We start from the raw sequence: 12,541 nt of genomic DNA, 5'->3' as shown, positions 1-12,541 counted from the left end.
CGGTCGACCACACCCGGGCCGGCTGCGGCCTCCTCGCGCACCCCCCGGACCGCCGGGACGCCCGTCACGGCCGGGCCGATGGCATCCCGCCCGGCTGACGCGCCGCCGCGCCGGGGGACATCGGAAGGGCCGTCACGGCCCTCCTGATGTCGTACCCGGATCCATCACGGACGGTCCGTCAGATAGCCGCCCATCGTGCGGAAGTAGTCGGTGGCGGCGAGTTCGGTGCCGTCCTCGGTCCGTACGCGCTTCAGCAGGAGGCCGTGGTTGCGTCCGGTACGGGCGTCCGCGCCGGCGACGATGACGATGCCGTCCCCCTCGCGTATGAAGATCCGCCCCGGGGTGCCTCCGTAGCGCCCTTCCGACACCGCCGCGGAGACGACGCGCAGCCGCTGTCCGCGGTGGTGGGTGAAGGCGTTGGGATAGGGGTCCGACTGCGCGCGGACGAACCTCTCCAGTTCCTCCGCCGGCCAGCTCCAGTCGATCCTGCTGTCCTCCACGGAACGCTTGTGGAAGAAGGTGGACTTCGAGCGGTCCTGCGGCGTCCACACCGCCGTGCCGGCGGCGATGTGGTCGAGCGCGTCGTGGACGATCGGTCCGATGAGGTCAACCGTCTTGCGGAACAGGTCCGTTGCGGTGTCCCCGGGCCCGACGCGCACGGAGCGCTGGAGCACGATGTCCCCCATGTCGAGCTCGCCGTCCATGCGATGGGCCGTGACACCCACCTCCGGCTCGCCGTTGATCAGCGCCCAGATCAGTGGCGAGAAGCCCGCGTACGTGGGCAGCAGCGAGTCGTGGACGTTGAGCGTGCCGTGCGGCGGCAGGTCGAAGATCTCCGGTGGCAGCCAGGTGCGCCAGTTGTTGGCCACGATGATGTCGGGCTCGACGTCCCTGAGAGCGCTGAGCAGTTCGTCGTCCCCGGGGCGGTTGCGCAGCAGGACCGGCACGCCGTGCTTCTCGGCCAGGTCCGCGACGGAGTCGTCCCAGATCTTCTCGTAGGCGTGTTCGCTCTTGGGATGGGTGACGACGAGGACCACTTCGTGTTCGGAGTCCAGCAGAGCCTGCAGCGTGCGGTGGCCCCAGGTCTGATAGCCGAACATGACGACCCGCATGTGAATCCTCCTCAGACATTGCAAGGTAAGGCTAACCTTATCTAACATGTGCGTGCTTAGGGAGGCGATGACGCGGTGAACACACTGCAGAGTGGGCCGGGCACCATCCACGACGTTCTGGGCATTGGGTTCGGTCCGTCGAATCTTGCTCTCGCGATAGCGATCCAGGAGTACAACGCACAAGTATCCGAAGAGGACCGGCTCGAGGCGACGTTCCTCGAGAAGCAGCCCCGGTTCGGCTGGCACCGGGGCATGCTCATCGACGACGCCACGATGCAGGTGTCGTTCCTCAAGGACCTGGTGACGATGCGTGACCCCACCAGTGACTTCAGCTTCCTGTGCTACCTGCGGGAGCGGGAGCGGTTGGTCGACTTCCTGAACCAGAAGACGCTCTTCCCGCTCCGCATCGAGTTCCACGACTACTTCGAGTGGGCCGCCGCCCGCGTCTCCGGCCTGGTGGAGTACGCGACGGAGGTCGTCTCGGTGAAGCCCGTGACCGAGGACGGCGAGGTGCGCTGGTTCGAGGTCATCGGACGCAACCCGGCGGACCCGCGGCAGCCGATCGTGCGCAAGGCGCGCAATCTGGTCATCGCCACGGGCATGGAACCCCACCTTCCGCCGGGGACCGTGCTGTCCGACCGTGTCTGGCACAACAGCGAGTTGATGCCGCGTGTGGCCCAACTCGTCGGCGACGGAACCCCCGTACGCCGGGCCGTCGTCCTCGGCGCCGGACAGAGCGCCGCCGAGGCGGTCGACTACCTCCACCGCAGCTTCCCGGACGCCGAGATCTGTTCCGTGTTCGCCAAGTACGGTTACACCCCGGCCGACGACAGCCCCTTCGCCAACCGGATCTTCGACCCGGAGGCGGTCGACATCTACTTCCAGGCGCCGCGGGACGTGAAGCAGGCACTCTTCGACTACCACCGCGGGACCAACTACTCGGTCGTGGACATGGATCTGATCGAGGCCCTGTCCAGAACGATGTACCAGGAGAAGGTCCAGGGCCGCCAGCGGCTGCGGATGCTGAACGTCTCCCGCATCCGGGAGGTCGAGACGAGCGACGACCGGCTCGACATCACGGTGGAGTACCTGCCGACCGGCGACCGCGACGTGCTCACGGCCGACCTGCTGGTCCATGCCACGGGCTATCAACCGCGCGGCATCGGTGAGCGGTTGGGCGACATCAGCAAGCTCTGCATGCGCGACGAGGAGGACGCCCTGCTGGTGGGAAGAGACCACCGGGTCGCCACGCTGCCGGGCGTCGCCTCCGACATCTACCTCCAGGGCGGCACGGAACACACGCACGGCATCACGTCGACGCTGCTGTCGAACACGGCGGTGCGCGCCGGAGAGATCCGCGCGTCACTCGTCGCCCGGCGCATGGCGAGGGGACGGGTGCCGCACGGCATCAGCTGAGGGAGCGGGATGCCGGCCTCGCGTGCGGGGCCGGCGGATCGGCACGACATGAGGTGGGGAACAGCCGCACCTCGCGCATGACCGGCGCCAGATGCACAGAGAACTCGTCGATCAGGCCATGCTCGACCCTGCCGGGCGAGCTACTGCCGAGGCCCGGACCGCGCGGAAGCGGGCCGGGCCTCACGTGTCTCTCAGGCCGCCGGGAGCCGGGGCAGTTCCTTCGGGAAGGTCCGCGACTCCTGGCAGTCGACAGCCTTGTACGTGTGACGAGCGAGCTGGTAGGCGAAGTCGACGAGGACCTGCCGCAACTCGTTCCCGTGGACGCGGGTCTCCCCGATGGTCCGGGCGTCGACGGTCAGCGCATAGGCGTCCTGTGCCTCGCCGGGCTTCTTGCCGGGAGGAGTGCAGGGGACGTAAACGGCCGAAGAGTCCTCCAGGGTGAGCACCTTGACCTCCCCTACCGACACTTCCGAGATGTTCCCGTCCGATGCGTACGACGTGCGCCAGCCGCCTGGAGACGCGTCCCCCGGCTGCACCTCTCCCGAGATGACCGAGCCACTGCTGGTGCGCACGTAACACGCGAAGAAGTAGTGCCCGCCCAACCCGCCCGGCCGGAGTTCTCCCCGTTCCTCGGCCGAGCGTGCGGTCGGCAGCGCACGCGCCGCCGTCTCCCTGTCCACCGCACCGTCGCACGGCCTGGCCGGCAGCCGGTCGATCCCCTTGGTGAAAACCTCCAGGTACCCGAAGACCATGCCGACCACCACCAGGCAACCGATGCCCACGGTCGTGGCGCGCTTCTTCCGACTTGCCTGCATCTGCTTGCTCACATCTACTCGTACTTACGCGGCCGGCCTGGCATGGACGTCCTCCAGCATGGAGTCGCTGTCTCTCCAGCCCTGTTCGACCGCTACCCGGGCCAACTCGCGCCCCTCGGCCGTGGTCAGTTCCGTGAAACCGTGCTTGCTGATGGCCGCGGCGAGGTTCTCCTGGGTATGGAGTTTGGTCGATTCCATGTTCTCGTTGAGCGTCTGTCCGCTGACGTAAAGAGCCTTGTCGGCCGCTCCCTCAACCTTCTGACCATTGAGGAGGCTATCCACGGCGATACCGGCGATACCACCGAAGAAGCCGCTGGCCGCAGCGCCGGTCACAGCGGCGCCCGGCCCCATGGGGACCAGTGCGACGCTGCCGACGTTGACGCCGGCAGCAAGGAAGGACTTGACGATGTCCCCCTTGGCCTTCAGGGCGTCGTTCGCCGCCGTCTCGGCCCCCAGGTCGCCTGCAATCTTGGCATCCGCTACCGAATGTCCGACGATGCCCTCGATGATTCCGGCGTTCCTGGCGATGGCATTGATGGGCAGATCAGACTTGCCGTCGAACAGCTCCGGATTCGCCATGTGCGCTTCCAGGGAGCTCGACGTGTAGACGCTCTCACCGACGATGATCGCAGCCCGGCCCATGGGGTCCCTGGAGACCTCGTACAGGAAGCGCGTGGCGTCGACCGGCTTGAGGCCCTCCGGGTTCTGGCTGTCGGTCACGAAGATCGCCCCGCTGCCTGTGCCGGCGAGCGACCGACTTATCTCCGGCATGTATGACGCCGCCATGTCGCCGAAGCTCTCGCCCGTCGCCTTGTTCACCAGCTTGGCCCCGGTTTCCGGCTGAGCAACCGCGTGCATCACATCCTGCATGAGTGCGACCTGGGCCTTGCTGTGCGGCCTGATGTCGGCGGACTTCTCGCCGTCCCCGTAGCCCGTCACGGCCGCCTCGAGGGCGTGCGCCACCGCACCGTCGCGGTCGGTGTACCGCATGCTCTCCACCACGTGCTCGAAGACCTTCTTGTCGTCGAAGGTCTCCAGCGCCGCCTCGGGGTTGTGCGACAGGGCCTTCATGAAGCCGACCATCGGGTCGCGGCCGTCGTCGTCGCCGAAGACGAGGTCCGTGACGTTTCCGGTCTTCCAGAGGTCGTTGGTGCCCATGCCGGTCTGGCCGGCCGGCGCCATGTCCATCTTCAGGAGCTGCTTGCCGTACGCGTCGAGGAACTCGGCGTCGTACTTACCGTGGTGCATCAGGCTGCTCATGACCTGGTAGCCCATGGCGCCGTTCGGCCTCAGCGGGTCCGAGGGGTTGGAGCGGAAAGCCGTGGTCGCCTCGTCGAGGACCTTCTTCTTCCAGTCCTGCATACCGTCCGCGTCGGACAGCGTGGCCGTGGCGAGCGTCATGCTCAGGTCCTTCTGGATGCTCTGGAGCTGCTTGAGCTCCTCGCCCCTCGCGCCCGCGTGGATCTCGGCAAGGTCGTTCCAGAACTGCAGGGTCTCCTTGCCACCCAGTTTGGAGGCGAACTGGGCGGCGAAGAGCTCGTCGTCCTTGTACGTGGCCATGGTCCGCTGGAATTCGGCGAGCTCTTGGGGCGACATCTTCTTGGCGTCCTTCGCCAGCATCGCCATGGCGTCGGCCTTTTGCAGCGCGTCGGCAGCGGAGTCGCGGTCGGCATGCTTGGCGCCGGAAAAGCCGTAGTCGGCCTGCTCGGCTATCGCCTTCAGGGCACGGGCCGCGGTGGAGTCGCTCGTGGTGGCCTGCCCGAGGAGATCCTGGACCCTGTTCCTCAGCGCCTCGGCCTTCTCCTGGGTGCCAGGAGGTTCGGGGTGAATGGCCGCGACGACGCGGAAGCCGCCGCCCTGCTCGCCGTAGACCGACAGCTTGTCCTTCTGGAAGCCGTCGTCGAGGGCCTGCTTGAGCTTGTCCCGGTACCCGACGAGCTCGTCGTACGTGTCCTTGAGGATGTTGTGGATGGACGTCCCCTGGGTGAGGGCGTCCGAGAACTCGCCGGCCGTCTTGGAGATGAACTCACGCGAGACGGTGGCATTGACGCCGGCCCAGTTGGCCTTGTCGGCCTTGGCCTTCATGTCGTCGCGCGACTGCTTCTCCAAGGTCGTCAGGCTCTTGACGACCTTGCCCCAGTCGCTGATCGCGGTGTTCAGCAGCGAGAAGTTGGCATTACGGAGTGCTTCGAGGTCCATCAGCGCTTCGTTCCCTCGTCAAAACCCTTGTCGAGGGTGGCGATGCTGCTGGCGGTCGACGCGATGTGGTACTCGTCGCCGGCGTGGGCCTTCTTCGTGAAGTCCATGTGGTTGGAGATGTGGGCACAAGCGTCGAGCAGGCTGGTCAACGACTTCTCCCACCGCTCCTGGACGGTGTCCAGGGCACCCCCGAGCTCGAACTCCTGCGTCTTGAGGTCCTTGGCGGCGCTCTGACTGCTGGACCAGGCGTCACGGCCGGAGCGGCCGAGGTCCGTGAACAGCTTGAACGCGCTGTCGCCGACCGCAGCCAGGTCCTGCTGATCGACTTTGAGGTCACCCTGCTGCTCGCCGCCGCCCTTACCGCTGGGCACTCCGTTGAGTTGCATTCGTGACGAGCTACTGCTGTCGGCGTCGGCCTTCAGCCGCTCCCATTCATCCCACGCCATCTCGTGGTTACCTTCCCCCCGTACGAACAAGCAATAGATCGACGTTCCGTCAGGGAAGGCCGTAAGACGTCCCGGACACGTCAAAGGTCGACCCTACACAAGCCAGGGGAACGGATGATCATGCGGCCTTGTCCCCTCCTCGGCTGTCCCTTGCGGGGGGAGGATCGGGCCGAAGGGGCGGCTGCCCCGGAGGCAGGACTCGGGTAGGTCCGGTGAGGGCTTCGACGATGCGCCGCGACGACAGTTCCTCGGTGACGGGCCGACCGGCTCGGCGGGAGTGAACGGGGCGCGGCAGCAGGGGGCTCGGCCCGGGTCGACGTCGCGGACGACGCCGACGCGGCTACTGCGAGGGGTAGGCCTTGATGCTCACGGCCGGCCCGCGGGAGTTGCGTGCCACGGCGGCGGCCGCGGCCCCGGTCACGTCGACAACAGCCGTTCCCTGCGGCGGCACCATGACCAGATCGCCGACCGGGGTGACCTCGGTGGCCTGCTGGGTGTCGCCCTCCGCCGGCTGGTCCCAGACGATGTAGGCGACCCGCACCATCGCCGGTGCGTCGTCCTCGTTGGTGAGCCTGACCTTCGAGAAGCGCTCGAACCGCTCGACGTCGCGGCCCTGGCTGTCCAGGGCCTGCGTCGTGACGACCGCCGAGCCGCCGAGGAAGCGGGCGGTCTCCACGCTCTGGACGGTCACCTCGACATCCGTCACGTCGTGCTGCCCGGGTCCCGTGAACCGAAGGATGTCGTATCCGTCTCCCTCCGAAGCGACCAGCGTGCCACGGTCACTGCCGAACACGGTGCTGACCTCGACCTGCGGCAGAACGTGATCGTTCTTGTCGATCGCGCGGAAGGACAGGGTCGGGACGACCGCTCCCATGGTGTGGTTCGAGATCACGAGCATCTGGTTGATCGTTTCGTCCTCGCCGGAGTCCCCCACGTATTCGAAGGACAACCCCTTGGAGTGCTGCGCACTCCCGGACTCAGGAATGCTCTTCAGCCCGCACCCGGACAGCAGCGCTCCGGCTGCCACCAGTCCTACCGCCGCAGCTACTGGTCTTCGCCAATCCACCCTCACGACCTGCACCCCTCCCCATCAGCAATTGTCCGCCGGAGGGTATCCGACCCCGGTGGACCGGCCCTGACACGGGCCTGCCGGTCCGGGGAGTGCATGAGGATGTCGGACTCCAGGCGGTGCCGGAGCGCGCGCTGCCGGGGTCCCGGAGGAGGGCTGATCGTGCGGTGTTCGTGTCGTCTCTCGGTCACGCGACGGGACCTGCGGACCATGGGCCTCGCGGGCGGGATCAGCGGTCCGCGATGTCCTCGCGGAGGCCGTCGGAGAATTCCCACCACGACATGGGAAGCCAGTCGCCGTCGACAAAGGCATCGACTGTCGCGCCGCGACCGCGGACAGTCACGGTCGTTCCCGGCGGGTACACCGTGCCGGAGAGCCCGGGTACGGGGACGAGCAGGGTTCCGAGTCGCTGTGCTGACACCTTGGGCCCTCCATCTCAATATCTCGGAAGAAATCCGATCGAATGTGACGAGGCTACCGGCTTGTCCGATCGAGCAGTCCGGAGAATCATGAGAAATAGGTCACGTGGGGAAATCGTGCGGGGGGAAACCGAGAATCGGTCGAAGCGAGGTGGCAGCGATGAAGGCAGTCGTTTACCAGGGACCGTTCAGCGTAGCGGTCGAAGATGTTGAAAAGCCCAGTATTCAGCATCCCAACGATGTGATCGTCAGGATCACCTCCACCGCCATCTGCGGCTCCGATCTGCACATGTACGAGGGCCGTACCGCTGCCGAGCCCGGCATCGTCTTCGGCCACGAGAACATGGGGATCGTCGAGGACTGCGGTGCCGGCGTCACCTCTCTCGAGGAGGGCGACCGCGTGGTCATGCCCTTCAACGTCGCCTGCGGTTTCTGCACCAACTGCGTGGACGGATACACCGGTTACTGTCTGACCGTCAATCCCGGTTTCGCGGGCGGTGCTTACGGCTACGTCGCCATGGGTCCGTGGACCGGTGGTCAGGCGGAATACCTCCGTGTCCCCTATGCCGACTTCAACTGCCTGAAATTGCCGCCGGGTGAGGAGCACGAGCGCGATTTCATTCTGCTCGCCGACATCTTCCCCACCGGCTACCACGGCTGCGAACTCGCCCAGGTCCGTCCCGGCGAAAGCGTCGCGGTGTACGGAGGCGGTCCGGTCGGGCTCATGGCCGCCTATTCGGCCATGCTGCGCGGCGCGAAGCAGGTGTTCGTCGTGGACCGCGTCGCCGAGCGACTGGCGAAGGCCGAGGAGATCGGCGCGGTGCCGATTAACTTCGCCGAGGGCGACCCGATCGAGCAGATCAAGGACATGACCGGAGGCGTCGGCACGGACAAGGGCGTCGACGCCGTCGGCTACCAGGCGACGGCACAGGGCACGGACCGCGAGGAACCGGCGACCGTCCTGAACTCGCTCGTCGGCACGGTCCGGGCCACCGGAGCACTCGGAGTCCCGGGTCTCTACGTCCCGTCCGACCCCGGAGGCCCCGACGAGGACTCCAAGAAGGGCATGCTCCTCGTGTCGGTCGGCAGGCTCTTCGAGAAGGGCCTGCGGATGGGTACGGGACAGTGCAACGTGAAGCGCTACAACCGGTTCCTGCGCGACATGATCATCGAGGGCAGGGCGGAGCCCAGCTTCGTCGTCTCCCACGAACTGCCCCTGGACCAGGCGCCGTCGGCGTACGAGAAGTTCGACCAGCGGGTCGAGGGCTACACCAAGGTGGTGCTGCACCCGTAGGCATCGCATCGCGGTCCGCGCGCACCGTCGGATGCCCGACGTCCGCGGTGCGCGCCTCCGCGGTGGGGCCCCCGGCCCCGGTCTCTCCGGCCGGGGCCGCGGCGTCGGGTCACGCGTCCAGACGACGAGGGATCCCCGCGGGCCGGGTTCCTGCTCACACGGCGCGCGGTCGAGGCCTGCGACCTGCGCGAGCTGCAACGGATCTCCGACGCCGGGTACGACGAGGCCGGAACCGAGCTGGACCGGCTGCTGAAGGCACCGGCCGACGGGCAGTGGGACTGAGCGGGCGGTCGGCGGTGCGGTGAACGGAAAGACGCTCCCGCTTCGCTCTCCGCGCATTCCGTCACCGATGGACTCCCACGGTCACGTGCCGACGACTAGGGTCGATCCGGTCCGGCGGAGGCAGCGCGGTTCAGGGGATGCTCATGGCGCGAGAGTGCTGGTTCTGCGGGAGTGGCGCGACGGCACCGGAGCACGATCGTGTCATCGGGTTGCACCGGGACGTCGAGAGCAGTCCGACCTGGACGCTGGGCATCCGCACCAGATGGCAGAGGGCCGGCATCCGTGTACCCCGCTGCGGGCGCTGTCGTGGAGGCCACCGGATCGAGCGGACGATGATGGTGCTCGCCGTCACCGCGGTGATCGCATACTCCGCCAGTGGCCAACTCGACAGGCTCCTGGGCATCCTGCCGAGTACGTCGTCCGGCAGGGTCCTCTCTGCCGTGTGGGCAGCGGTGGCCTGTCTCCCCGCACTGGCCTGGATCGCCACCCGCCAGGCGTGGTTTCCCCGGCCACGCCTCGCTCCCCGCCACCTGCGCCACGCTCGCCGGCACCCGGCGGTCCAGGAACTGAGGGAGGACGGCTGGAAGTACAGGCCCGGGCCCTTTCCGTACTGGCGGAACCCCGAGGACCCGGCCCTGGTGCGGCTGTCCGCGCCAACCGCCGGCGCCCGGAAGGCGGCCGGGTGTGTCATCGCGGTGCTCGGTCTCGCCTCGGTGGTCGTGACCGTCGTGCTGTATCTGCGGGACAGCGAGCTGGCGGCCGTGTTCCTGGTGGCCGCCCTCGGCCTGTTCTTCCTTTCGTCGAAGATCAACCCCGAGGCGTGATCACGGACCCGCGCTGACCGAGGTCGCTGCCGAGGATGGTGAGCACCCACGCCCCGGACGTACTTGCGAGTCCATCGCACCTGGTCAGATGCCGTATGACGGTGGTAGCCGCAATGCTCTTCCTGTGCCACGGTGGCTGCATGGACGCCATGGAGGGGAACAAGCACCACCACGGACACCACGGACACCACGGACACCACGGACACCACGGACACCACGATCACGCCGCGACCGGGCATCGGCATGGGCCGCGTGCGTCCCGCACCGCCCGTGTACGGCACCGGCTGATACACCTCGTCCGGCCGCACAGCCACAAGTCGGTGGACAAGGTCGACGCGGCGATGGAGACCTCCCGCGAGGGCATGCGCACGCTGTGGCTCTCCTTCACCGTCCTCGGCGCCACCACGCTCGTCCAGGCCGTGATCGTCGCCCTGTCCGGGTCGGTCGCCCTGCTCGGCGACACGATCCACAACGCCACCGACGCGCTGACCGCGGTCCCGCTCGGCATCGCCTTCGTCCTCGGCCGACGGGCGGCGAACCGCCGTTACCCGTACGGCTACGGCCGGGCCGAAGACCTCGCCGGCATCCTCATCGTGGCGGCCATCGCCGTCTCCGCCGCACTGGCCGCCTACGCCGCCGTGGACCGGCTGCTGCACCCTCGCGACATCACGCACCTGTGGGCCGTGGCGGCGGCCGGGGTGGTCGGTTTCATCGGCAACGAGTGGGTGGCCCGCTACCGCATCCGAACCGGCCGGAGGATCGGCTCCGCGGCCCTGGTCGCCGACGGTCTGCACGCCCGTACCGACGGATTCACCTCACTGGCCGTGCTGTTGGGCGCGGGCTGCGCCGCGCTCGGCCTGCGCCTGGCGGATCCGGTCATCGGCCTGTTGATCACCGCCGCGATCCTGTTCGTCCTCAAGGACGCTGCCCGCGAGGTGTACCGGCGTCTGCTGGACAGCGTCGATCCCCGTCTCATCGAGACCGCGGAGACCGCGCTGCACGCGGTGGACGGCCTGCGAGGCGTCGGACCGGTGCGGATGCGATGGATCGGCCATACCCTGCGCGCCGAGGCCGACATCGTGGTCGACCCGCACCTGACCGTCGTCCAGGCCCACCGGCTGGCCGTCGCCGCGGAACACGCACTGATCCACGCGGTACCCCGGCTGACCGCCGCGACCGTCCACACGGATCACACGCCGTCGGACGGCGACCCGCACGAGCCCCTCGCGCATCACCTGGGCCAGGTGGATGTGGCCGCGGCGGACCGCGCTGGTGCCGGAGCGCCGTGACGGGCCCCGATACCGCGTCAGCCGGTCGACGGTTCCCGCGGCTGTCGGGGACCGCACAGCAGGACAGCGGCGTCTACGACTCTCAACCCGTGGCCCGCCACTCGCTCGTGGATCCGGGGGAGTGCGGGCACGGCGCTCGTCGCCCCCCTCATGAGGATGACCACGTGGTCGGTCCCCACGCCGAGCAAATCCGAGAGCCAGGGCGGTCTCGGATCGTCGCCGCAGGGGAGGAACGCTGGTTACTCGTACCGCCGTTGCTCGTAGAACTCCATGATCCGGTCGTGGAACGCGCCCTCGTCGTGGTTCTCGGCGAGGCACCCGGGGGGCCACGGCCGGGTGGGCGGCCACACCTCACCGGCTTCGCCCGCGTATGTCCGGGCGCGGGTGCCGCGCGCCCACGGCCCCTCACGAAGCGCCGGCTCCGCGAGACGCCGTGGTGCACACCCGAGGTCAGCCGGACGTCATTCGGCCTTCGCCTGCGCCGAGATACCCCCGTCCACCGGCATCGCCGTCCCGGTGACGAAAGAGGCACGCCCACTGCACAGCCACGCGGCCGCCTCCGCTATCTCCCGCGGATCCGCCATGCGCTTCTGGATCTGCGGGGCGATGAAGGCCTGTTCCAGGTGCGGGAACTGGCGGACCGCCTCGCCGATCATCTCGCTGCGGGTCGTGCCGACCACGAGGGCGTTGACGCGGATGCCCTGCGCGCCGTACTCGGCCGCCGCCGCGCGCGTGATCCCGAGGATCGCGTGCTTGGCCGCCACGTACGGCACGGACGCGCCCGTCGCGTAACGCCCCGCCGTACTACTGGTGTTGACCACCGAGCCACCCCTGCCCGATGCCAGCATCACGGGCAACTGGTGCTTCATGCAGTTCCACACCCCGCGGACGTTGACGTCCATCGTGCGGTCGAAGACCTCGTCCTCGGTCTCGTGCAGCAGCGTCCCGACCGTGGCGTAGCCCGCGTTGTTGAAGGCGCAGTCGAGCCCGCCGAACTGTTCGACGGCCGCCTCCACCACCCGGCGGACGTCGCCGGAATCGGCGACGTCACCGGGAACGGCGAGCGCGCGGCCGCCCTTGGCGGTGATCTCCTCGGCGATGGCGCGCAGCTTCTCGGCACGGCGTGCCATCAGGACGACGGCGGCCCCTTCCTGCGCGAACAGATGCGCGGCAGCGGCGCCGATCCCGCTGGACGCGCCCGTGATCATCGCCACCTGGCCCGTGAGCATGCCCTGGTGGTTCCCCTGTGTGATCTCTTCTCCGGTCATCGGACGAGCATAGGGAGATCACGGGTGTCGTCGCATCGGTGTTCGACCCGCAGGCGTACTCCTCATGACGGCCGCTGTGGGGCTACCGTCGTCGGCAGAAGCGCACGT

11 protein-coding genes are annotated in these 12,541 nt (G+C 68.1%); 4 read left to right on the top strand and 7 right to left on the bottom strand.

The genetic code is table 11. From position 1 onward, the window contains the following. Positions 1 to 164: 164 nt before the first annotated feature. Positions 165 to 1,112, bottom strand: a complete 948-nt coding sequence (locus ACFWU3_RS27520) for a methionyl-tRNA formyltransferase (protein WP_384442990.1) — start codon at positions 1,110 to 1,112, stop codon at positions 165 to 167. 75 nt (positions 1,113 to 1,187) lie between these two features. Here ACFWU3_RS27520 and ACFWU3_RS27515 point away from each other — a divergent pair, with 75 nt between their 5' ends. Beyond that, the gene (locus ACFWU3_RS27515; RefSeq protein WP_384442987.1) at positions 1,188 to 2,528 is read left to right on the top strand and encodes a lysine N(6)-hydroxylase/L-ornithine N(5)-oxygenase family protein; all 1,341 of its coding nucleotides are present in this window, start codon (positions 1,188 to 1,190) and stop codon (positions 2,526 to 2,528) included. 191 nt (positions 2,529 to 2,719) lie between these two features. On the opposite strand, the gene ACFWU3_RS27510 is transcribed toward ACFWU3_RS27515, so the two are convergent. From ACFWU3_RS27510 to ACFWU3_RS27490, 5 genes are all read right to left on the bottom strand, one after another. Next, a complete protein-coding gene (locus ACFWU3_RS27510; protein ID WP_384442984.1) occupies positions 2,720 to 3,355 on the bottom strand; it encodes a hypothetical protein in 636 nt (211 codons plus the stop codon). Between the two features lie 12 nt (positions 3,356 to 3,367). Then, positions 3,368 to 5,542, bottom strand: a complete 2,175-nt coding sequence (locus ACFWU3_RS27505) for a hypothetical protein (protein ID WP_384442981.1) — start codon at positions 5,540 to 5,542, stop codon at positions 3,368 to 3,370. Further along, positions 5,542 to 5,988 (bottom strand): hypothetical protein, encoded by a 447-nt coding sequence (locus ACFWU3_RS27500; protein WP_384442978.1) that lies wholly within the window; start codon positions 5,986 to 5,988, stop codon positions 5,542 to 5,544. Before ACFWU3_RS27500 ends, ACFWU3_RS27505 begins: the two co-directional genes overlap by 1 nt. A gap of 340 nt (positions 5,989 to 6,328) precedes the next feature. Further along, complete coding sequence (locus ACFWU3_RS27495) at positions 6,329 to 7,015, bottom strand: hypothetical protein (protein ID WP_384442975.1); 687 nt, start codon at positions 7,013 to 7,015, stop codon at positions 6,329 to 6,331. 271 nt (positions 7,016 to 7,286) lie between these two features. After that, positions 7,287 to 7,478, bottom strand: a complete 192-nt coding sequence (locus ACFWU3_RS27490; protein WP_313948028.1) for a hypothetical protein — start codon at positions 7,476 to 7,478, stop codon at positions 7,287 to 7,289. Between the two features lie 158 nt (positions 7,479 to 7,636). Between ACFWU3_RS27490 and ACFWU3_RS27485 the strand changes: the two genes are divergently transcribed. From ACFWU3_RS27485 to ACFWU3_RS27475, 3 genes are all read left to right on the top strand, one after another. Then, positions 7,637 to 8,770 carry a glutathione-independent formaldehyde dehydrogenase gene (locus ACFWU3_RS27485; protein ID WP_384442972.1) on the top strand — a complete coding sequence of 378 codons (1,134 nt, stop codon included), beginning with the start codon at positions 7,637 to 7,639 and terminating at the stop codon, positions 8,768 to 8,770. A 614-nt stretch (positions 8,771 to 9,384) separates the two neighbouring features. After that, on the top strand, positions 9,385 to 9,876 hold the full coding sequence (locus tag ACFWU3_RS27480) for a hypothetical protein (protein WP_384442969.1): 492 nt from the start codon (positions 9,385 to 9,387) through the stop codon (positions 9,874 to 9,876). A gap of 149 nt (positions 9,877 to 10,025) precedes the next feature. Beyond that, positions 10,026 to 11,165: a cation diffusion facilitator family transporter gene (locus tag ACFWU3_RS27475; RefSeq protein WP_384442996.1), complete on the top strand. Its 1,140-nt coding sequence runs from the start codon at positions 10,026 to 10,028 to the stop codon at positions 11,163 to 11,165. Positions 11,166 to 11,626: 461 nt separating this feature from the next. Here the strand turns inward: ACFWU3_RS27475 and ACFWU3_RS27470 are convergent, their stop codons facing one another. Continuing rightward, positions 11,627 to 12,433: an SDR family NAD(P)-dependent oxidoreductase gene (locus ACFWU3_RS27470; protein WP_384442966.1), complete on the bottom strand. Its 807-nt coding sequence runs from the start codon at positions 12,431 to 12,433 to the stop codon at positions 11,627 to 11,629. Positions 12,434 to 12,541: the final 108 nt, after the last annotated feature.

Origin of the sequence: Streptomyces sp. NPDC058685, assembly GCF_042714725.1 — a bacterium.
Classification (GTDB): Bacteria; Actinomycetota; Actinomycetes; order Streptomycetales; family Streptomycetaceae; genus Streptomyces.
The sequence above is the reverse complement of the archived record's forward strand: the minus strand, read 5'-3'. Positions and strand labels throughout refer to the sequence as shown.

What these genes read in the sequence shown, in the direction of transcription:
- ACFWU3_RS27520 (WP_384442990.1), bottom strand. Translation starts at nt 1,112, where the DNA reads ATGCGGGTCGTCATGTTCGGCTATCAGACCTGGGGCCACCGCACGCTG.
- ACFWU3_RS27505 (WP_384442981.1), bottom strand. Translation starts at nt 5,542, where the DNA reads ATGGACCTCGAAGCACTCCGTAATGCCAACTTCTCGCTGCTGAACACC.
- ACFWU3_RS27500 (WP_384442978.1), bottom strand. Translation starts at nt 5,988, where the DNA reads ATGGCGTGGGATGAATGGGAGCGGCTGAAGGCCGACGCCGACAGCAGT.
- ACFWU3_RS27485 (WP_384442972.1), top strand. Translation starts at nt 7,637, where the DNA reads ATGAAGGCAGTCGTTTACCAGGGACCGTTCAGCGTAGCGGTCGAAGAT.
- ACFWU3_RS27480 (WP_384442969.1), top strand. Translation starts at nt 9,385, where the DNA reads ATGATGGTGCTCGCCGTCACCGCGGTGATCGCATACTCCGCCAGTGGC.
- ACFWU3_RS27475 (WP_384442996.1), top strand. Translation starts at nt 10,026, where the DNA reads ATGGAGGGGAACAAGCACCACCACGGACACCACGGACACCACGGACAC.
- ACFWU3_RS27470 (WP_384442966.1), bottom strand. Translation starts at nt 12,433, where the DNA reads ATGACCGGAGAAGAGATCACACAGGGGAACCACCAGGGCATGCTCACG.